The organism is bacterium, from assembly GCA_026708015.1.
Lineage (GTDB): Bacteria > Actinomycetota > Acidimicrobiia > Acidimicrobiales > Bin134 > Poriferisocius.
Map to the genome: position 1 here is coordinate 131027 of JAPOVT010000048.1, position 19536 is coordinate 150562.

19 protein-coding genes are annotated in these 19536 nt (G+C 66.3%); 13 read left to right on the forward strand and 6 right to left on the reverse strand.

The window, feature by feature from the left end; all coding sequences use genetic code 11:
• Positions 1-64: 64 nt before the first annotated feature.
• From OXG30_11285 to OXG30_11300, 4 genes are read left to right on the forward strand one after another with little or no spacing between them, the layout of a single operon-like run.
• Entirely contained in the window at positions 65-418 is a 354-nt protein-coding gene (locus OXG30_11285) for a hypothetical protein (protein MCY4135477.1), read from the forward strand.
• Positions 418-3285, forward strand: coding sequence for a glycosyltransferase family 2 protein (locus tag OXG30_11290; GenBank protein ID MCY4135478.1), 2868 nt, complete (start codon positions 418-420; stop codon positions 3283-3285). The genes OXG30_11285 and OXG30_11290 overlap by 1 nt, the downstream gene beginning before the upstream one ends.
• On the forward strand, positions 3282-4820 hold the full coding sequence (locus OXG30_11295; protein MCY4135479.1) for a DUF5719 family protein: 1539 nt from the start codon (positions 3282-3284) through the stop codon (positions 4818-4820). Before OXG30_11290 ends, OXG30_11295 begins: the two co-directional genes overlap by 4 nt.
• Positions 4821-4853: 33 nt before the next feature.
• Entirely contained in the window at positions 4854-6515 is a 1662-nt protein-coding gene (locus tag OXG30_11300; GenBank protein ID MCY4135480.1) for an AMP-binding protein, read from the forward strand.
• A 16-nt stretch (positions 6516-6531) separates the two neighbouring features.
• Here the strand turns inward: OXG30_11300 and OXG30_11305 are convergent, their stop codons facing one another.
• From OXG30_11305 to OXG30_11315, 3 genes are read right to left on the reverse strand one after another with little or no spacing between them, the layout of a single operon-like run.
• Positions 6532-7263 carry a hypothetical protein gene (locus tag OXG30_11305; GenBank protein MCY4135481.1) on the reverse strand — a complete coding sequence of 244 codons (732 nt, stop codon included), beginning with the start codon at positions 7261-7263 and terminating at the stop codon, positions 6532-6534.
• Positions 7264-7315: 52 nt separating this feature from the next.
• Positions 7316-8521, reverse strand: a complete 1206-nt coding sequence (locus tag OXG30_11310; GenBank protein ID MCY4135482.1) for a CoA transferase — start codon at positions 8519-8521, stop codon at positions 7316-7318.
• Positions 8518-9525, reverse strand: a complete 1008-nt coding sequence (locus tag OXG30_11315) for a D-2-hydroxyacid dehydrogenase (GenBank protein MCY4135483.1) — start codon at positions 9523-9525, stop codon at positions 8518-8520. Before OXG30_11315 ends, OXG30_11310 begins: the two co-directional genes overlap by 4 nt.
• 343 nt (positions 9526-9868) lie before the next feature.
• On the opposite strand from OXG30_11315, the gene ccmA reads away from it, so the two are divergent.
• The 9 genes from ccmA to OXG30_11360 are packed head-to-tail and all read left to right on the forward strand — an operon-like array spanning position 9869 to position 17019.
• Complete coding sequence (gene ccmA / locus OXG30_11320; protein MCY4135484.1) at positions 9869-10576, forward strand: heme ABC exporter ATP-binding protein CcmA; 708 nt, start codon at positions 9869-9871, stop codon at positions 10574-10576.
• Positions 10566-11234 carry a heme exporter protein CcmB gene (locus OXG30_11325; protein ID MCY4135485.1) on the forward strand — a complete coding sequence of 223 codons (669 nt, stop codon included), beginning with the start codon at positions 10566-10568 and terminating at the stop codon, positions 11232-11234. The genes ccmA and OXG30_11325 overlap by 11 nt, the downstream gene beginning before the upstream one ends.
• A complete protein-coding gene (gene ccsA / locus OXG30_11330; GenBank protein ID MCY4135486.1) occupies positions 11231-12043 on the forward strand; it encodes a cytochrome c biogenesis protein CcsA in 813 nt (270 codons plus the stop codon). The genes OXG30_11325 and ccsA (OXG30_11330) overlap by 4 nt, the downstream gene beginning before the upstream one ends.
• The gene (locus OXG30_11335) at positions 12040-12186 is read left to right on the forward strand and encodes a hypothetical protein (GenBank protein MCY4135487.1); all 147 of its coding nucleotides are present in this window, start codon (positions 12040-12042) and stop codon (positions 12184-12186) included. The genes ccsA (OXG30_11330) and OXG30_11335 overlap by 4 nt, the downstream gene beginning before the upstream one ends.
• On the forward strand, positions 12179-12733 hold the full coding sequence (locus tag OXG30_11340; protein ID MCY4135488.1) for a cytochrome c maturation protein CcmE: 555 nt from the start codon (positions 12179-12181) through the stop codon (positions 12731-12733). Before OXG30_11335 ends, OXG30_11340 begins: the two co-directional genes overlap by 8 nt.
• 37 nt (positions 12734-12770) lie before the next feature.
• A complete protein-coding gene (ccsA, locus tag OXG30_11345; protein ID MCY4135489.1) occupies positions 12771-14762 on the forward strand; it encodes a cytochrome c biogenesis protein CcsA in 1992 nt (663 codons plus the stop codon).
• Positions 14755-15342, forward strand: coding sequence for a TlpA disulfide reductase family protein (locus OXG30_11350; protein MCY4135490.1), 588 nt, complete (start codon positions 14755-14757; stop codon positions 15340-15342). The genes ccsA (OXG30_11345) and OXG30_11350 overlap by 8 nt, the downstream gene beginning before the upstream one ends.
• Positions 15339-15920 carry a cytochrome c-type biogenesis protein CcmH gene (locus OXG30_11355; protein ID MCY4135491.1) on the forward strand — a complete coding sequence of 194 codons (582 nt, stop codon included), beginning with the start codon at positions 15339-15341 and terminating at the stop codon, positions 15918-15920. Before OXG30_11350 ends, OXG30_11355 begins: the two co-directional genes overlap by 4 nt.
• Complete coding sequence (locus OXG30_11360; GenBank protein MCY4135492.1) at positions 15913-17019, forward strand: tetratricopeptide repeat protein; 1107 nt, start codon at positions 15913-15915, stop codon at positions 17017-17019. Before OXG30_11355 ends, OXG30_11360 begins: the two co-directional genes overlap by 8 nt.
• A gap of 56 nt (positions 17020-17075) precedes the next feature.
• On the opposite strand, the gene OXG30_11365 is transcribed toward OXG30_11360, so the two are convergent.
• The 3 genes from OXG30_11365 to serC form a co-directional block, all read right to left on the reverse strand.
• Positions 17076-17651 carry a hypothetical protein gene (locus OXG30_11365; protein MCY4135493.1) on the reverse strand — a complete coding sequence of 192 codons (576 nt, stop codon included), beginning with the start codon at positions 17649-17651 and terminating at the stop codon, positions 17076-17078.
• Positions 17652-17754: 103 nt separating this feature from the next.
• Positions 17755-18315, reverse strand: coding sequence for a YqgE/AlgH family protein (locus tag OXG30_11370; GenBank protein ID MCY4135494.1), 561 nt, complete (start codon positions 18313-18315; stop codon positions 17755-17757).
• Positions 18316-18317: 2 nt separating this feature from the next.
• A complete protein-coding gene (gene serC, locus OXG30_11375; GenBank protein MCY4135495.1) occupies positions 18318-19442 on the reverse strand; it encodes a phosphoserine transaminase in 1125 nt (374 codons plus the stop codon).
• Between the last annotated feature and the right edge of the window lie 94 nt (positions 19443-19536).

Consider the following 19536-nt stretch of genomic DNA (forward strand, 5'->3'; position numbering starts at 1 on the left):
GGCGGATGCCAAGTGCTCTGCGGCATGCCTCTTTTGTTGCAGGACGGGCCGGTACGGTGTTGAGGTGGGCGATCCGCAGCCAGTTGACGAACCGGTCGAGGAGCCGGTGTCGGAGGAAGACCCGCTGGTTGAGTGCATTCGCAACGGCATCTATACCGCGGTGGGGCTCGGGCTGTTGGTCATCAACCGCGTTCAGGCCGCCCGAATGGACCTAGTAGGGCAGCTGCCCGAAGAGCTGCGAGACGCCTTCTCCGATTTGGCCGATCAAGTGCCTGACGATGCGCGCAAAGCGGTCGGTGACCTGGCGGGCCAGGTTCCCGAGTCGGTGCTGAAGGTGCTCTCGGACGCAGTTGAGCAGGCCCCGGCCCTCGCTGAGGCGCTGCGGGAGTTCGTCAGCCGCAACTCCGACAAATCCTGATGGAGGCCAAGGCCGACTTCAGGATTCACGTGGTAATCGTGAGCCACGATCCTGGTTTGTGGTTCGACGAGACGCTGGAGTCGATTGCCGCGCAAGACCTTCCCCTAGTGGATGTGACTGTGGTGGACGCTGGCAGCGAGTCGGACTCCACGGCACGGGTTCAGCGCTTCTTGCCCCAGGCCATGGTCCACCGGTTGGACTCCAACCCCGGATTCGGACCGGCGGCCAATCAAGTGCTGCCGGACGCCGACCCTGCTCCCGACTTCTACGTGTTCTGCCACGATGACGTGGCGTTGGCCCCGAACACCCTGCGGTTGCTGGCCCATGAGGCGGTGCGATCCAACGCAGGAATTGTCGGTCCCAAGTACGTGGACTGGGACGACCCCAGCCGCATTCTCCAAGTCGGCCTCATGGTGGACAAGACCGGGGTTTCGACTTCCTCGGTTGGGGTGGGCGAACTCGATCAGGAGCAGCATGACGTCGTCCAGGAGATGTTCGCGGTGCCGGGAGGATGCGTGCTGGTGCGCGGCGACCTCTTTCGGGCCGTCGGCGGCTTCGACCCGGAGATGTCGTTCTGCTACGAGCATGTCGACTTGTGCTGGAGGGCTCGCACGGTGGGGGCGCGTGTCATGGTTGCCCCAACCGCGGTGGTCCGCCATCGCCAGCGGCTGGCCGATCGCATTTCCCGGACCCAAACCGAATGGCTGGTTCGCCGCCATCGGATTCGCACCTTGTTGTCGGTCTACGGAGCCTGGCATTCGGTCCGGGTGATTCCCCAGGCGATGGCGCTGTCGGCTGTCGAACTGCTGGCCGCACTGGCAACCGGTCATCTGCGCCAAGCTCGCCAGATCGGGGCATCGTGGGGACACAACCTGGTTCGACCGGGTTCGATACGGCGACGACGGCAGGCCGTGGGGCAATCCCGCCACGTTGGGGATTCCCACATCCGCCTCTCGCAGGCCCGGGGCCTTGCCCCTCTGGCCACTCTCTTGGCGAACTGGAGGAGCAGCGGGGAAGACGGGACCTCGACGGGAAGCACCCTGGTGGCCCGGCTGAGCCGGTCTCGAGTCTCGGTGCTCGTGAGGATCGCCACTCTGATCTTGGTTTTGCTCGGGGCTCGGGATTTGGTCGCCGGGAGCATTCCCGCGGTGGGCGATATGGCCCAACTGGGGTCGAGTTCTGATCTCTTGAGCGACTGGTGGAGCGACTCCAGGCCCATGGGATTGGGGCAGGAGGGCTTTGCTCCCACCGGCTTGGGAGTTCTGACCTTGTTGAGCTGGTTGTTCTTGGGGCAGACCGATCTGCTGCGCACAGTGTTGATCGTCGGCATGGTTCCACTGGGAGCGCTGGGGCTGTGGCGGCTCATGCGCCCCTTCGACTCCTTGTGGATCCAAGGCGTGGCGCTGGCGGTGTACCTCGCCAATCCGGTCCCCTACAACGCACTGGCCAACGGGGCTTGGAGCGCCTTGCTCATGTACGGGGCGGTGCCCTGGCTTATGCGCGCCGTGCTGGCCGGATCGTGCCTGGCCCCCTATGGGACCGTGGGGGGAAGCCCGGGGCCGGGCTTGCGCCCCCCATCTTTCTTGCGGGAGGCCTTGGCGGTTGGGCTGCTGTTCGGCTTGGCCGGTGCGCTGGCCTCAGAGGCCCTCATCGTCATGGGCCTCTTGCTGGCCGGTCTGATTCTGGGGTCGCTCATTGCCGGGACCGTCAAGGGCATGGCTCGCATGGTGGCGGTGGCGGTGGCCGGAGCGGCGGTGGCCGCGGTTTTGAACCTTCCTTGGCTGGCCGACAGCCTGCCCACGCTGCTGGGCGACCGGCCGGGGGGAAACGGGGGGAATTCTTGGGCCGAGATCCTGCGCTTCGACACCGGGCCATTCGGCGACAATCGCCTTGGTTGGGCCCTGCCGATGGCCGCGGCGCTCCCTCTCGCTTTGGCCCATGACTCCCGGCTGGCATGGGCGGTACGAGGGTGGACGCTGTACCTGGGCACCGCCGCGGTAGCCCTGGTGGCCGAGCAGGACTGGTTGCCGGTGCCCTTGCCCCGGCCCGAGGTGATACAGGTTCCCGGCGCAGTGGGCTTGGCCATCGCGGTGTCGATGGGGGTGGCCGCCTTCCTGGTGGACATTCGCCGTCATCGCTTCGGGTGGCGTCAGGTTGTGCCCTTCACCGCCGTCGCCGCGTTGGTGGCCGGAATGCTGCCAGCCCTGGCTGTCGTTTCGGGTGGCGACTGGAACGCAACCCGCGACGACTACTCCGACGTTGCTCCGTTCTCCGACGATGACGAGGCCGCTGAGCATCGGGTTCTTTGGCTGGGCCATCCCGACGTGATGCCGCTGGCCAGTTGGAATCTGGACGGACACCTGTCGTTCGCGATCTCCGATGGAGTGGAGTTTCCCTCGGTGGCCCAGCGGTGGGTCGTCCGATTGGACAACCGCACCAGCCAAGTGGCCGATGCCGTGCTGCAAGCACCCGAGTCGGGTACTAGCCGACTAGGGGCCGAGCTGTCCCGGTGGGGGATCGGAACCATATTGGTGCCCGAGCGCTTGGCCCCCCCGCCCTACGGTGAGCTGTCACAAAGCGCTCCCGATTGGTTATTCGACATGCTCGACAGCCAGCTCGACTTGGTGCCGGGGGGACTCACTGCGGGCATAGCCACCTATCACAACACGGCGGCAAGTCCCGAGGATATCCGCGCCGCCATCGGCGCCCCGCCCGATGCCGGGAACTCGGATCTGAACCGGTTGCTGCTGTCGGTGCAGATCGCGCTGTGGGTAGTGGGCCTGGTGGGGATAGCCCGGCTCAGCACCGGCGACAAGCGTCGCCGACTGGATATCACCGATTTGGCTGATGAGAGGTCTGTTCGGTGAGCGGCCGAGTGATGCGCTGGCCCTTGGTGGTGATTGCTCTGGCGACGGTGATTGGGCTGGCGGTGGCCGACCGTGGCGATGACGACTCTGACGGGGGATTGGTCCAGCCCACCCGGGATGCAATCAGCGCGGCGCCCGGCCCGGACGCTGAAGGGAGTGTCTGGTACTGCTCCGAGGGAACCTCGCTTCCGGGCGAGTTCGCCGACCACACAGTAGTCGTGGCCAATCCGACCGGGGCTGCGGTCGCCGCGGAGATATCGGTCTTTCCGACGACGCCGATCGGAGCGGTATCGCCGCGGGCAAATCCCGAAAAGGTGCTGTTGAACGTGCCAGCACAGTCACGGTCCTCCCTCCGGCTCGCCGAGATTGTGGAGTCGCAATACACCGCCGCACTGGTGGAGGTGGACTCCGGCTCGGTTGTGGTGGAACAACGGGTGCAGGGGCCAACCGGCATGGACGTCGTACCTTGCGCCTCCCGCTCCTCAAAGACCTGGTACTTCGCAGCCGGATCGACTCGGCGGGATGCCCGCCTGGTCTTCACCCTCTTCAACCCCTTCCCAGAGAGGGCAGTGGTGAAGTTCACCTTCTCCACCGATGAGGGGCTCCGGGAACCGCATGCCCTCCGCGGCGTACTGGTTCCGGCCCGGTCGCTGGTAGTTGTGAATGCCACCGACTTGGTGCCTCGTTTCTCGTCAGTCTCCACCACCGTGGAGACGCAGGTTGGGCGGATTGTCGCCGGGAGGCTCCAGCTATTCGATGGCAGCGAGGGGCTGGAAGGGCTGACCGCCGGGCCGGGGGTGCCGGCAACCCGGACACAATGGGTCTTTCCCACTGGGCCCGCCGACGAGGGGGCGGCCGAGCACATTGTCTTGTACAACCCGACCGATCGGGAGGCGGCCGCCGACGTCAGGATTCGATTGGATCCCTCCGAAATCGGCGACGCATTGCCACCGTTTGAGCTGAGGGTGCCAGCCCAGCAGAGAGTGGCCCTCGTATTCGGGAGCCAGGGGTCCTACCCCCTGCCTTCCGCGCCCTTTGCCTATGGCGCAGGGGAATCTCTGGCCGAGGGTGTTGGGTTCTGGGCTGCTGTGCAGGTGTACAACGGGGTTCCGATTGTGGCCGAGCGGGTAGTGGCCGGGTCGGCCGCATCGTCTCCTGCGGGGGTGGCGGCGACCGTCGGGACTCCGGTGCATTCTAGGAGCCACCTGATTGCGTGGAACGGGGCCGGGGACGCTGACGTGGCGTTGGTGGTGGTCAACGCCTCGCCCGATTCCATTGCCCAGGTAACCGTGTCGAAGGTTGCCGACGGGAGACTTACTCCCATCGCCCAGCTCAATCCCCGAGAGGTGTCCCCGCATAGCCGCCTGGTCGTCCCGGTTGACCGATTGACCGAAGGTGGCTCTTTCGCGCTGCTGGTGGAGGCCAGCCAGCCGGTGGTTGTCTCCCGTTCGCTGCTGGCTCGGACCGGGACTGGGATTGCCTCTGGCTTGTCGATCCCCTTGGATCCTCTCCACCTCGACCCGTCTGCGTTTTAGAAGGCACTCTCGGCCTGTCTACGATCCCCGGTTGTGGACGCCCCTGCTGAAGCCCTCCCCACCGTTAGAGACTTGGTGCTGAGGCGGGCTGACGACGACAGCCTGGCCGTGTTGTTTGAGGAAAAGCAGCACACCTACCGCGAGTTCACCGCCGGATGCGTCGCCCGCGCCCATCTTCTGCTGGGCGGCCGGTCGGAAGGGCCGTTCCATGTCGGTGCGCTTCTGGACAACGGTCCTGAGTACTCCATGCTGCTTGGCGGTGCGGCGGCGGCCGGGGCGGCGGTGGTTGGAATCAACCCCACCCGGCAGGGGGCGGAGTTGGCCCGCGACATCACCCATGCCGACTGCGGCATCATCATCACCGAGAGCCGCCATCGTGGGCTGCTGGACGGGCTGGATCTGGGCGCAGCCACCGGCCGGGTGCTGGATGTGGATTCCCCGGAGTGGGCCGCGGCCTTGGCCCCCTACGCCGGTGTCGAGCCCCCCGATGCCGACATCGACCCGCTGGCCCCCTATCTGTTGCTGTTCACCTCGGGCACCACCGGCGACCCCAAGGCGGCCATTTGTTCTCAGGCCCGTCTGGCTCGGATCGGCGAGGTGATCACCGAGATGCGGAAGCTGACGTCCGAAGACGTGTTCTACCAGGCCATGCCCATGTTCCACTCAAATGCGCTGATGGCGGGTTGGATTCCGTGTCTGACTGCGGGGGGAATTGCTGCCTTCCGACGCCGGTTCTCGGCGTCGGGTTTTCTGCCTGACGTGCGCCGGTTCGGCGTCACCTACTTCAACTACGTGGGCAAGCCCCTCACCTACATCCTGGCCACCCCCGAACAGCCCGACGATGCCGACAACACCTTGCGCATCGTGTTCGGCAACGAGGGCGCGGTGCATGACCTGGAGCGGTTCTCCCGCCGATTCGGGGTGCCGGTGGAGGACTCCTACGGCTCCACCGAGGGGGGCGTATCAGTGAGCCGCACCCCCGACACGCCCCCCAACGCATTGGGCCGGGCCGACGAGACGGTGAAGATCCTCAACCCCGATACCGGGGAGGAGGCGCCATTGGCCGTTTTCGACGAAACCGGCAAGCTGCTCAACCCCGATGAGGCCATCGGCGAACTGGTGTCTATGGTGTCGGCACCGACGTTCGAGGGCTATTGGAACAACTCCGAGGCCGATGAGGAGCGCACCCACGGCGGCATCTACTGGTCGGGCGATCTGGCCTATCGGGATGCCGAAGGGTTCGTGTACTTCGCGGGGCGGAACTTCGACTGGCTGCGGGTGGACGGGGAGAACTTCGCGGCGGCCCCGGTGGAGCGCATTTTGGTACGCCACCTCGATATCGACTTGGCTGCGGTCTACGCCGTGCCCAGCCCTTCGGTGGGCGACGAGGTGATGGCCGCGGTGGTGCGCCGCCCGGGAGCGCTCTTCGACCCGGAGGAGTTCGTCGAATTCTTGGCTGGCCAAGACGATCTGGGCACCAAGTGGACGCCCCGCTATGTGCGCTGGGCCGACTCCTTGCCCCAGACCGAGACCAACAAAATCCTCAAGCGCACCCTGCGCCGGGAGCGCTGGGAGTCAGACGACGAGACCTGGGTGCGCGACGGGGAAGGCTATCGCCGGCTGGCTTCGGACGACGCCGACGCGATCCGAGCCGAGTTCGAGGCCCGGGGCCGTCTGTCGGTTTTGGACGTCTAGCGGTGCTTGATCTCGGTTACCCGAGTGCGATTTCGGCGATGGCCCCGACGGTGGCCGCCACATGGGCCCGTTGGCTGGCGTCAATGGCCTCGTAGACCTCATTCATCCGGGCCGAGGTGATTTCCTCGGCCTGCCGATGTACCGCCTTGAGGGACTCGGGGTCGGGAAACGGCTCGCTCCAGCCAAACATCTGGGCCTGCTGGGGTCCGGCCTGGACTACGACGGCCTCTACCGGGGCCATGCCCACTGCGCTCAGCGCATGTACATGAAACCCGAAGCGCAGTTCCCTCAGAATTTGGAGAGACAAGGCGGTGGCCGCCGCCGGATCACCGGGCACCGGCATGGCCCGCCACCCGGCGTACAGCGCCTGGCTCATCGGCGCCGCGGTGTCGAACACGGTGCGGGTGGCGGCAGCGAATTCATCCAGTCCGTCAAGGTGAGCGAAGGTGTCGGCGGCCCACCGGCCCAGGCCGACTGCGAAGGCCGCGGCGGCATCAGACGGCGACCCCTGTTCTTTGGTCTGGTTCCAACCCATCTCGACAATGGCCGGATTGAACAGGGCAAATGCCGATACCACCACGTCGGAGTCCACATCCCCCAGCACACCGCCTCGGCCTCCCACATATCCGGGCATTCCGGTGAATCCAGACTCGGCCATCGTCTCCCGCACAACATCGGCAAAGAAATAGCTGCGCCCCAGGGCGCCAACGGGGGTAGCGGTGGCCGCGGCCACTTCCTCTGGAGTCATCGTCTACACCTTTCTGCGCCGGGCGCGTTTTGAGGGGGTGGGCGAAGAATAGTCAGACCAGCCCGTCAGCTTGGGCTTGGGCCAGACGGCCGTCGTCCCAGCCGAGCACCTCGGCGTAAACCTCGGCATTGTGGGCGCCGATGGGGGGGCCGGGGTGGTTGATGGTGCCGGGGGTTGAGCTCAGGATGGGTGCGGGCGCGGCCATGGGCACCGACCCCAGCACGTCGTGGTCGACCAGGGTGATGCTGTTGCGGGCCTGCACCTGGGCGTCGGCCAGCAGGCCGGGCAAGTCGTGGACCGGGGCCACCGGGATGCGGGCCTCTACGAAGACGGCCACGGCCTCTTTCAGCGAGCGTTGGGCGATCCAGTCGGCTACCAGGGCGTCGAGTTCGTCGTTGTGGGCCAGCCGGTCGGCCATGCGGGCGAACTTGACTTGGTCCTCGGGTCCGTCCCGCCCGGTCAGGGCCAAGATGCGCTCCACCTGGCGGTCGGTGGTGCCCGACAGGCACAGATAGCGATTGTCAGCGGTGCGGTAGATGTTGCGGGGTACCCCGGTCTCGATGCGGGAGCCGAACCTCATTGGGGGAGGGTCGTCGCCGTCGGGATCCCAGGCCGCCAGGGTGCTGCCCATCAGGGTCAGAATGGGCTCGTACATCGACACGTCCACGTGTTGGCCGCCGAGGCCGTTCACGTCCCGCCCGTAGCAGGCCACCAGGGCGCCGATGAGGCCGAATATCCCGGTGAGGGTGTCGCCTAACGGTATAGAGGTGAGCATGGGCGGGCCGTCGGCCTCCCCGGTCATGTGGGTGAGACCGGCGAAGGCCTCGGCCATGGTGCCCGCGCCTGGCCGATCGGCCATCGGGCCGGTGTGCCCGTAGGGGCTGACCGACACCATTACCAGATCGGAATTGAGAGCCCGAAGCTGCTCCCAGGTGCAGTCCCAGCGCTCTAGCATGGCCGGGGAGTAGTTGTGGACCAGCACATTGGCCTCCGCTACCAACTGGCGGAGGATGTCGCGTCCCTCGGGCCGGTTCAGATCGCAGGTGATGACCCGCTTGTTGCGCGACACCATGGCCCACACCAGCGACTCCCCGTTTCGGCTGGCCCCGATGCGGCGCAGGGCCTCGCCTGATGGCGGTTCGATCTTGATGACGTCGGCGCCGAAATCGCCCAGGAAGGTGGCCACCTGGGGTGCGGCCAAGAAAGACGAGATGTCCAGCACCCGGAGTCCGTTGAGAGCGCCTCTTGGTTGGCTCATTGCTGGCCCAAGGCGAACGGAAGGTCGGTGGTGAGCAGCTCCATCGTGGTCACCTCGTTGACGAGGGGCTCGCCGGCCAGCAGCCGGCGAAGGTTGTCGCAGAACAGATCGGCACCCCGCTCCCACCGCCCGATGCCTCCGCCGGAGGAGTGGGGGGTGAGCACCACCTTGGGGTGAGTCCAATACGGATGGTCTCGCTCCAGAGGCTCGGTGTTGAACACATCCAAGACCACAGCGGCCAGCCGGTCGCCGTCCAAGGCCCGCAGCAGGGCCTCGTCGTCGATCAGCTTGCCCCTGGCAATGTTCACCAGCACCGATTCCGGCTTCATGGCCGACAAGAAGGCGTCGTCAACCAGGTTCTCGGTGTCAGGGGTGGCGGGCACGGCCAGCACCACCACGTCGGCCTCCGGCAGGGCGCTGGGCACATCGGCGGGGGCGATCATGGCGTCAACTGGCTCGTCGCCGGTGGGGTGGCGGCGCACGCCGGTCACGTGGGCCTCAAACGCCCGGGCTCGCCGGGCCGTCTCTGCGCCGATGGCTCCCAGCCCAACAATCAGCCAACGGGATCGCCACACCTCGCGGAAGTTGTGGTGCTTCCAGCGGCCATCGGCTTGGGCCGCTCGCCACCGCCCGGCGTTTTGGAACACATCGAGCACAGCTCGCAGCACGTACTCAGCTATGGGGATTGCGGTGAGGTGGGCATTGCAGATTCGGGCACCCCGGTCCATCAACCGCTGGTACCCGTCCAGGTCCACCCCGGCGGCGGCCGACTGAAGCCAGCGGAAATCGGGGGATTGCTCCGCAATCTCGAAGAACCGCTCGACCAGCCCACCGAAGAACACATCACTCGACAGCCACCCCACCTCGGGATCGGCATCGGGCGGACCATCGACTTGGCCGTCGTCGGCCAGGCGAAGCCACTGGAGGCCGTGGCCCTCTTGGTCGAGGGCATCGAAATGGGACCGGTGCTGCCCGTAGGCCTTCTCGGTCACCAGTGCGAACACATCGTGGATGCTATGGCATCGGTGTGCAGGCGAGCGGATGAGGGGGAGGAGATATGCCCATTTCAGTCAATTTCATTTGCTATTGACTCAGGCGAACCCCGTTGCAATACTGCGAACAGGGCTCGCCCCTGGCTAGGGCGAGCCTTAGGGCGGGGAGCTCCAACCTCCCCGCCCATCAGGGCTAGCCCCGAAAGCTAGCCCGGCACCTGCGTAGGGGCAAGCAATTTTCTTGTCTTTCAAATTGTTTGAATCTCTGGACAGATTTCGGCTCGCTGGGGAGGCCGATGCTGCGAGTTCCTTGGTTTCGGGGATGGAAGAGCACCCCTGTAGCCTGAATGGAGTTGTGGAATCTGCCGTCCGGCTCCGGGCCGCTGTGACGTTATTGGGGCGGTTTCCCGCCTTGGCCGGAGTTGATCTCGACATCTCGCCGGGGGAGATCGTCCTGCTCAAAGGGCCGAACGGGGCGGGCAAGACCACCCTGTTGCGGTTGTGCGCCGGATTGTGCTCGCTGGCCTCGGGTCAAGGTTGGGTGCTGGGCCACGATCTCAGTGAAGAACGCCGCATGGTGCGGCGCCGGGTGGCGCTATTGGGCCATCGCACCGGGCTGTATGACGATCTCACCGTGGCCGAGAACGTGGACTTCTGGGCTCGGGCCGCCGGAGCCAGTCGCCAAGATGTCGACGAGGCCATGGAGCGACTCTCACTCACCGGGCGTCTAGCCGAAACTCGGGTGGGCCGGCTTTCGGCCGGGCAGCGCCGGCGGGCCTCCATCGCCTCGCTGGTGGTGCGCCGGCCCGAGCTGTGGTTGCTGGACGAGCCCCATGCCGGGCTGGACCAGCAGACCCGCGACACCGTGGACTCACTGGTGCGGGGCGCGGCGGCGGCCGGGGCCACCGTGGTGCTGGCCACCCACGAACTGGAGCGCATCGCAGTGCTGGAGCCCAGGGTGGTGAGCGTGGTGGGCGGGATGGTGCGCACCGGGGATGAGCCGGCTGATCCGCAGAGCCCGAACACCCCCTCTGGCTCGGAGGATGACCGCCGTGTTTCGTGACATATGGCTGATCGCGGGCAAAGACCTGCGGATCGAGTTGCGCTCTCGGGTCGGCCTCAACCAAATCGTGCCGTTTGCCGTCACGGTTTTGGTGCTGTTCGCCTTCGCGCTTGACACCGACCAGGAGGCCCTGCGCACCTATGCCCCCGGGCTGTTCTGGTTGACGGTGCTGTTGGCCTCGCTGCTGGCCATTGGCCGCTCGTTCGCAGTGGACTTGGCCGACGGAGCCGCCGACCGTCTGCTCTTGTCAGGCATCGACCCCATCGCGGTGTTCGGGGGCAAGGCCGCAGCTATCGCCGTGCAGCTGGTGGTGCTGGAGGTGCTGTTGGGAGCGGGGGTGGTGCTGCTGTTCGACGTGACCGTGCATAGGTATGGCCTTTTGGTGTGCGCCGGGCTGGCTGCGGCCGCCGGGGTGGCCACCGCCGGCACCCTCTATGGGGCGCTGGTTGCCGGACTTGGAGTGCGCGAGACCCTGCTGCCGGTGCTGTTATTGCCGGTGGTGGCCCCGGTGCTCATCGGTGCCACTCGGGCGTTTCAGGACGCGTTCGGCGTGGCCGGTGCCGAAGGTTGGGCCTGGTTGGGCCTCTTGGCCGGTTTCGCCGCAATCTATGGGGTATTCGGGGCCCTGAGCTACGGGGCTCTCTTGGAGGAAGCGTGAGCACTGCCACCACGTCGTCACCGGCGAACAGAACAGCCGTCCCGGCGACAACGTCGTCGCGGGCGACCAAGGTTCTGGGCTGGCTGACGTTGGCCGGGTTCGCAGTGCTGGTGGCGCTGGCCTTCGCCTGGGTGCCCGAGGACACCCGTATCACCGAACAGGGCGACGTGGTGGGCCAGTTTGACGCGGTGCGCCTCATGTTCGTTCATGTGCCATCGGCCATCTTGGCCTACACCGGGTTCGGGCTGACCTTTCTGGCCAGCCTGGCCTATCTGCGGTGGCGCACCGACTGGTGGGACATGATGGCCCACTCCTCAGCCGAGATCGGGGTGGTGTTCGGGGTGCTCACCCTGGTGACCGGTTCCATCTGGGGCCGCCCCACCTGGCAGACCTGGTGGGAGTGGGGCGATGTCCGGCTGGTGACCACCCTGGTTATGGTGCTGGTGTTCATCGGCTATCTGGCCGTGCGGCGCATTCCCGCCGACGCCGCGGTCAAGGCCCGCCGGTCGGTGGTGATAGCCCTGGTGGGGGCGGTGAACATTGTGATCGTGAACCGGTCGGTGGACTGGTGGGAGAACCGCACCCTGCACCAGCAGTCCACGCTCATTGCCCGCAAGATCCGAGACGAGACGCTGTTCACCCTGTCGTTCTCGTTTGCGGTGGGCATGGTGCTGTTCGCCTGGCTGCTGCTGCATCGCTTCCGCATGGCCTACCTCGAGCAGCAGATCGAGCTGCTGGAGGTGGACGAGGCATTGGCGGAGCGGCGGGCCGAAGCCAGCGGGGCTGCCCACGAAGGAGAGCAGCCATGACCCACATGGGCTACCTCGTAGCCGGCTGGAGCATTTCGGTGGGCGCGGTGCTGGCCTACGCCGGATGGGTGCTATTGCGAGGCCGGTCATTGAGCCGGCGGGTGCCCGAGGACCGTCGTCGCTGGATGATGCCCGATGACTGACACTCCCACTGAGGAAGTGGTCGACCCGGGCGAGCCCATGGACCTCAGTCCCCGTCCGGGCCGACCCGCCCGCCGGGGCATCCGTCGGTGGGGGCCGATTCTGGTGGTGGCATTGGTGGTGGTGGTCATCGGCATCGTGTTGTGGCGAGTGCTGGCCGACGCCACCCTGGTGTTCCGAGAGGTGGACGACGCGGTGGAGCGCCGGGAGGAGCTGGGCGACGACCGATTCAGGATGATCGGCTCGCCGGTGAGCGGGTCGCCGCAGAACATCACATTGGACGACGGCCGCCCGGCGGTGGCCTTCTCGGTGACCCTCGATGGGGTGGTGGCCGACGTGGTCCACACCGGCGCGGTGTCCGACCAGTTCCAGCCCGAGGTGCCGGTGGTGATCGACGGCCATTGGGTGCGAAGCAGCGTTTACGCCGGGGTCGCCGACGACGGCTGGTACTTTGTCAGCGACCGGATGCTGGTCAAGCACGACAACGACTACCGGGTGGATAACCAAGACCGCATCGACGACGCCGAAGAGCGCGGGCAGTACGAGTGACTGGCCACCGCTGCCTCGCAAAAGGTGAGCTGAGGCAGTGAACATAACCCTGGGGGTTCTGGGCATCTCGGTGGCAATGGCCTCCTCGGCCATTGGGGTGGTCATGGTGGCCGCCCGCCAACTTCAGCGGATCCAACTCTGCGCCTGGCTTGTGCTGGGCGGGGCCGCTTTGTCGGTGTTCGCCATGGAGCGAGCCCTCATCACCCGGGACTTCTCGGTGTCGTACGTGGCCGAGAACGGCAGCCACGCCACCCCCGCCCTGTTCAACGTGGCCACCCTGTGGGCCGCGCTGGAGGGCTCTATCCTGCTGTGGGCCCTCATCCTGGCCGGGTACCTGGTGCTGGTGGCGGTGAAGTTTCGCCACCGCCTTCACGACCCGCTGGTGGGGTGGGCCATGGCGGTGCTGTTCATCGTGTGCCTGTTTTTCTTCGTGCTGATGTTCAACTGGCCCAACCTCGATCTGGCCCAGCCCTTCCGGAAGGTAGACGTGCCGCCGGGCTACAACGGCCCCGGCCCCAACCCGCTGTTGCAGAACCACTGGCTGATGGCCGTGCATCCGCCGATGCTGTACCTGGGCTATGTGGGGTTCACCGTGCCCTTCGCCTTCGCCGTCGCCGCATTGGCCACCGGGAGGCTGGGGGAGGGGTGGCTGATCGAGACCCGGCGCTGGACCCTTTTCGCCTGGGCCTTCCTCACCGCGGGGATCATCCTGGGGGCGTGGTGGTCGTGGGACGTTCTGGGCTGGGGCGGCTACTGGGGCTGGGATCCGGTGGAGAACGCCTCGCTGCTGCCGTGGCTCACCGGCACCGCCTACCTGCACTCGGTGATGGTGCAGGAGCGCCGGGGGATGCTGCGGGTGTGGAACCTGTCGCTGGTGTGCGCCACTTTCGCCTTGACCATCCTGGGCACGTTCTTGACCCGCTCGGGACTGGTGGACTCGGTTCACGCCTTCTCGGCCGACGCAGTGGGCCCCGCGTTGCTGGTGTTCTTCGCCATCGTGGTGGTGGCGACCGTGGGGCTGATCGCCTGGCGGGGTGACCGGTTGCGCTCGCCGGGGCAGATCGACTCGGCAATGTCGCGGGAGGCCTCGTTTCTGGCCAACAACCTGTTGTTCGGGGTGTTCGCCTTCGTGGTGCTGCTGGGCACGGTGTTCCCGCTGATCGTGGAGGCCGTCAACGGCGATCGGATCAGCGTGGGCACCCCGTTCTTCGACCGGATGACCATGCCCGTCGGGTTGCTGCTGCTGTTCCTGATGGCGGTGGCCCCGGTGCTGCCGTGGCGCAAGACCACCGCCGAGCGGCTGTCGGAGCGCTTGATGTGGCCGGGATGGGCCGCAGCGGTCGGGTTGTTGATCGCCCTGTTGGTGGGGGCGAGGGGGCTGGTCCCGCTGTTGGCCTTCGGCCTGGCCGGGTTCGCAGGGGGAGCGGCGGTGCGCCAGCTGGCGCTGGCTGCTCGGCGCCAGGGATGGCGAGGTCTGGTGGGCCGGGCCAACGGCGGGATGGTGGTACACATCGGCGTGGTGGTGGTGGCGGTGGCGCTGGCCGCCAGCAACAGCTACCTGCACCAGAGCGAGCTGACTGTCGCACCGGGGGAGGCGGCCTTCGTCAGCGGCCATGAGATCGTCTTTGTGGGCACCCAGGAGAAGGTGTTCGACAACAAGACCAAAGTGGAGGCGGTGGTGCTGGTGGACGGCTCGGTGGTTCGGCCGGGGGTGAGCCGGTTTGCCAACGGCGGCATTGTGCGCACGCCCGGAACCAAGTCGTCCCCGGTTCGCGATATCCAAGTGGCGGTGCTGGATCTGCCCGACGGTCCCGGCGGTCCGGCCGGGTTGCGGGTGACCGTGCAGCCCCTGACCCTTTGGCTGTGGATCGGCGGCGGGATCATGCTGTTGGGCGCAGTGTTCTCGGCCTTCCCTGGCCGCCGCCGCTCACCCACCCAGCCGGTGTCAGCGCCGGTGCCGGGAGTGCCCCTGCGAGGCGAATCCCTTCGAGAAGGCTCCCTTCGAGACGACGGAGTGCCGGTTGGTTGAGCAGACGCCGCCCGCTGATCAGCCGGTCGATCCCGACCAGCCGGACCAGCCGCCGCGGCTGCGAACGGTTCGATGGGTGGTGCTGGTCGTTGGCGTGTTGGCAGTGGCCCTCGTTGTGGTGTTCGCGGTGTCTGAGCGCGACCGGAGAGGGCCGCCGGTGCCCGACTTCGCTCCCGAGTTCGCCGGAGAGACCCTGGATGGGGGCAGCTTCGACATGGCCGCACAGCGAGGCCGATGGGTGGTCGTCAACTTCTTTTCCACTTGGTGCGTGCAGTGCGTGGTGGAGCATCCCGAGTTGGTGGCCTTCCAAAACCGCTACCGCGGCGATCCCAACATCCGGCTGGTGAGCGTGGTCTTCCAAGACGAGGTGGAGGTCATCGCCCAGTTCTTTGCCGAGCGGGGTGGCGACTGGCCGGTGGTGATCACCAACACCGGTCGAATTTCCATTGATTTCGGGGTGACCGCGGTGCCCGAGACTTATCTGGTGGATCCCTTTGGACGGGTGGTGGCCAAGTTCACCGGCGGCGTCACCCTGGCCGGACTCGAGAACCAGTTGGTGCGGGCTGGAGCGGTCACATGATCTCCCGGCGGCGAAAAGTGCTCTTGTCGTGGCTGCTGGTGGGGGTGTCGCTGGCCACCATGCTGGCGTTCGGGGTGGTGGACGGGCGGGACGACCGCACCAACGCCGAACGAGCCCACGACATCGGCGCCACCATCGCCTGCCCCCAATGCGTGGGGCAGTCGGTGGTGGAGTCCGACGTGGCCATAGCCCGGGAGATCAGGGCCGAGATCGGCCGGCTTGTCGTGGCTGGCTACAGCGACGACGACATCCGAACCCGGTTCGCCGAGCGCTACGGGGATTGGGTGGTCTTGACGCCGTCGACGTCGGGGGTGAGCGGGCTGATCTGGGTGATTCCGGTGGTGGGGCTGTTGGTCGGCGTCGGGCTGCTGGCGCTGACGCTGAGCCGATGGCGCCGGGCCAGCACGGCTGGTGAAGAGGTTTCGGAAGAAGACCAGGTGTTAGTAGAAGAGGCGCGCGACCGGGTATTGGGCAAGCGCGCCATTCGCTTTCGACCAAGTGCGGGAGGGGTTGAGTCGGAGCGCATCCGGCAGCTAGCTCAGCGGTCCAAACCTGAGTTGGATGAGATTGATGAGTGATCCCCGTGACGATGAGCAGCGATTCTGGTTGGAGTCGCTGATTGATCTGGATGAGGAGTTGGCCGTCGGCGACCTGGAGCCTGAGGACCATCAGGTTCTGAGCCGTAGCTATACCCGCCAGGCGGCTCAGGCGATTCGGGGCGATCAGGAGAAAGCCGAGCAGGCAGATCGCGGGGGGCGGGGGAAGCTGATTGCAGTGATTGTTGGTCTGGTAGTGGTAGGGGCTGTGGCCGGGATCTTTCTGGCCCGGGCGGTGGGGTCGCGGCATTCGGGGGACACCATCACCGGCAACGACGCGGTGGCCAGCGTTCCCAGCCTCTTGAGGAACGCCGAGGAGTCGGCCGCGGCCGGAGAACTGAGTGAGGCCATCGCCATCTACGACCGGGTGTTGGAGCGCTCGCCGTCCAATCCCACCGCGCTGGCCTACAAGGGCTGGTTCTTGGCTCTACAAGGCCAGGAGGCTGAGGCTGCTGATGTTCTGGCCGATGCGGTGGTGGTGGCACCCGACTATCCCGATGCCCGGGCGTTTCGGGCCATCCTGCTGTATCGCACCGGTGACTGCTTTGGTGCGGCAGCCGAGCTTGTCGCCTTCGACGCATCCAATCCCCCCGAGTTCATCAGCCAGCTAGTGGAAACCCAGGGCCTGCGCACCGACATCGCTCTCTGCCAGATTGTCTTGCAGGACCAAGAACAATTCCGATCCCTGTCTGACCTCGGTGTTTCTGCCGACGACGCGGTGGCCGCGGCCCGTGCCTTGTGGAATCCGACCACACCCGCTCAGGGCGACCCGGCGCTGGCGCTGCGGGTGTATGAGGCTGTGCTGGCCGATGATCCCGACCACCCCGGAGCTCTGACCTACAGCGGGGTGATGCTCACGCAGACCGGCCTCGACGATCAGTTTGCCGAAGGCGCCCGCCGCATCAACCAGGCAGTAGAAGCCGCCCCCAACCACCCCGAAGCCCGACTGTGGCGAGCCTGGCTGTTCGCCGGCCTCGGCCAAACCGACCAAGCCCGCGCCGACCTCGACCACCTCGACACCCTCAACCCCTCCACCGAGATCGCCCGCCTCGCCGCCGACCTTTGGTCCCGACTTGAGTAGTTGCCACAACAAGTCTCTTGTGACGCACCACTAGCGCGCTTGGACCCACTCGCTCATCACCCATCGGTTTGCAGTGTCGCAGTGCCCGCGGCCTGTTCGGCGACCTCTGTTGGCATGCCCACGCCGAGAAACCCTTCAATCCTGGCCAGCCGCTGGCCGTTGGCGACGATTTCGTCGTGGAGCCTGCCGTAGGACTGGGTGGATTCGGAGCGGAGTCTGTTGTTGGCCTGGGTGAAATCGTCGCGGAGTCTGTTGTTGGCTTGGGTGAAATCGTCGCGGAGTCTGTCGTGGGCTTGGGTGGATTCGGAGCGGAGGCTGTCGTGGGCTCGGGTGAAATCGTCGCGGAGTCTGTTGTTGGCTTGGGTGAAATCGTCGCGGAGTCTGTCGTGGGCTTGGGTGGATTCGGAGCGGAGGCTGTCGTGGGCTCGGGTGAAATCGTCGCGGAGTCTGTTGTTGGCTTGGGTGAAATCGTCGCGGAGTCTGTCGTGGGCTTGGGTGGATTCGGAGCGGAGGCTGTCGTGGGCTCGGGTGAAATCGTCGCGGAGCTTTTCGCTGGTTCGCTGCTGATGCCAGATGATGGCTAGTACAGCCAATACCAGTGTGACAGCTTGAACAGCCACCTCAACGCTCACACTCCAACCCTATCATCATTCAAGCGCCGTGCAACCCAATAACCTAAAAATTATGGAAATATACGAAAAAGATCAACTTTCGGACTGGTTGGAGCTGAGTTGGTCAGTTATGGCTGGGGTGGGTGGGGTAGTTGGCGAACCAGGAGAGGGGGGAGGGCTGGCGGGCGAGGACGGTGGGCCAGAGGTCGCTGGGGCTGTCGGTGAGGAGGTCGGCGGTGTCGGCGTCGACCACGAACCAGGCGGCTGATTCGATCTCGTCTTCGAGCTGGCCCGGGGACCAGCCGGCGTAGCCGGCGAACAGGCGGACGGCGTCGACTGCGCTAGCCACCCCTTCGGGGTCGGCTTCCAGGTCGAGGGTGCCCACCGGGCCGAGCACGGGGGTCCACCACCCCTGGTCGGGGTCTTGTCGTACTCGGGCCAGGGCCACTACCGACTCGTTGGACACCGGGCCGCCGATGAACATGGTGGGTGGCGGGGCCAGATGCGGGGCCCATTGGGGGAGGGCATCGCTCACCAGCAGTCCCGAGGGGCGATTCAACACCACACCGGCGGCGCCCTCCTCCTGATGGGCCAGCATCAGCACCACAGTCCGCTCGAAGTTCCCGTCGCCGATGAGCGGGGTGGCCACCAACAGCTTCCCGGTGGTGTCGCCCCCCGCGTCCACCGCTACAGATTCTCCACCACGTAGTCGATGCAGCCGCACAGGGCGGCGATATCCGAGGGGGGAATAGCCGGGAACAGGGCCACCCGGAGTTGATTGCGGCCCAGCGCCCGGTACGACTCAACGTCGACCACACCGTTGGCCCTCAGCACAGCGGCAACCTCGTCGGCCGAGACTCCGTCGAAGTCGATGGTGGCCACAACGTGGCTGCGAATGGCGGTGTTAGACACAAACGGGGTGGTGAAGCCGCGGTTCTCGGCCCAGGTGTAGATGATGTCGGCCGACTGGTCGCAGCGGGTGGCCGCCCACTCCAGCCCGCCGTTGTCGTTGATCCATTCCACCTGGTGTACGGCCAAAAACACGGTGGCCAGCGCCGGGGTGTTGTAGGTCTCGTCTTTGCGGGAGCTACCGAGCGCAATGGCCAGGTTCAAGAACGGGGGGATCCAGCGGTCGCTCGCCGCAATCCGCTCGATGCGCTCCACGGCGGCGGGTGAGCAGCAGGCCAGCCACAGACCGCCGTCGGCAGCCAGGCACTTCTGGGGGGCGAAGTAATAGACGTCGGTCTCGGCGGGGTCGAATCGCAGCCCGCCGGCGCCCGAGGTGGCGTCCACCAGCACGAGGCCATCCTCGCTGGGACGGCGTAGCTCCATCGACACCCCGGTGGAGGTCTCATTGTGGGTCAGGGCATAGGCGTCCACCGTGGGGTCGGCCACCGCCTCAGGATGGGTGCCCACCTCGGAGCTGATGATCACCGGCTCTTGCAGATGGGGGGCGGCGGCCACTCCGGCGGCGAACTTCGCCGAGAACGCCCCGAAGCTCAGATGCTGGCTGCGGGATTCGATCAGATTGAAGATGGCGGCGTCCCAGAACCCGGTGGTGCCCCCGTTGCCCAGCACCACCTCGTAGCCGTCGGGCAGCGAGAACAGCTCGGCCACCCCGGCCCGGAGCCGGTGGACCACATCTTTCACAGTGGCCTTGCGGTGGCTGGTGCCGAGGAAATCGTCGGCTACCTCGGCCAGGGCGATGGCGGCCTCCGGCCGCACCCGCGACGGCCCGCTGCCGAAGCGGCCGTCTTCGGGCAGCAGGTCGGGAGGGATGGTGATTGCGGGGGTTTGGGCAACACTGCTCACAAGGCCCCACGATACCGACGCCAAGGGCTCAATCGGCGTTGATCGGCCCACAGGAAATTGAACGCCAACTTCCCAGCGGCGGTGTGAAAAGCTG

Excerpts from the sequence above, each read along its gene's own strand:
- OXG30_11290 (MCY4135478.1), top strand. The coding sequence starts at position 418 with ATGGAGGCCAAGGCCGACTTCAGGATTCACGTGGTAATCGTGAGCCAC.
- OXG30_11305 (MCY4135481.1), bottom strand. The coding sequence starts at position 7,263 with ATGACTCCAGAGGAAGTGGCCGCGGCCACCGCTACCCCCGTTGGCGCC.
- OXG30_11310 (MCY4135482.1), bottom strand. The coding sequence starts at position 8,521 with ATGAGCCAACCAAGAGGCGCTCTCAACGGACTCCGGGTGCTGGACATC.
- OXG30_11335 (MCY4135487.1), top strand. The coding sequence starts at position 12,040 with ATGACCCACATGGGCTACCTCGTAGCCGGCTGGAGCATTTCGGTGGGC.
- OXG30_11340 (MCY4135488.1), top strand. The coding sequence starts at position 12,179 with ATGACTGACACTCCCACTGAGGAAGTGGTCGACCCGGGCGAGCCCATG.
- OXG30_11355 (MCY4135491.1), top strand. The coding sequence starts at position 15,339 with ATGATCTCCCGGCGGCGAAAAGTGCTCTTGTCGTGGCTGCTGGTGGGG.
- OXG30_11360 (MCY4135492.1), top strand. The coding sequence starts at position 15,913 with ATGAGTGATCCCCGTGACGATGAGCAGCGATTCTGGTTGGAGTCGCTG.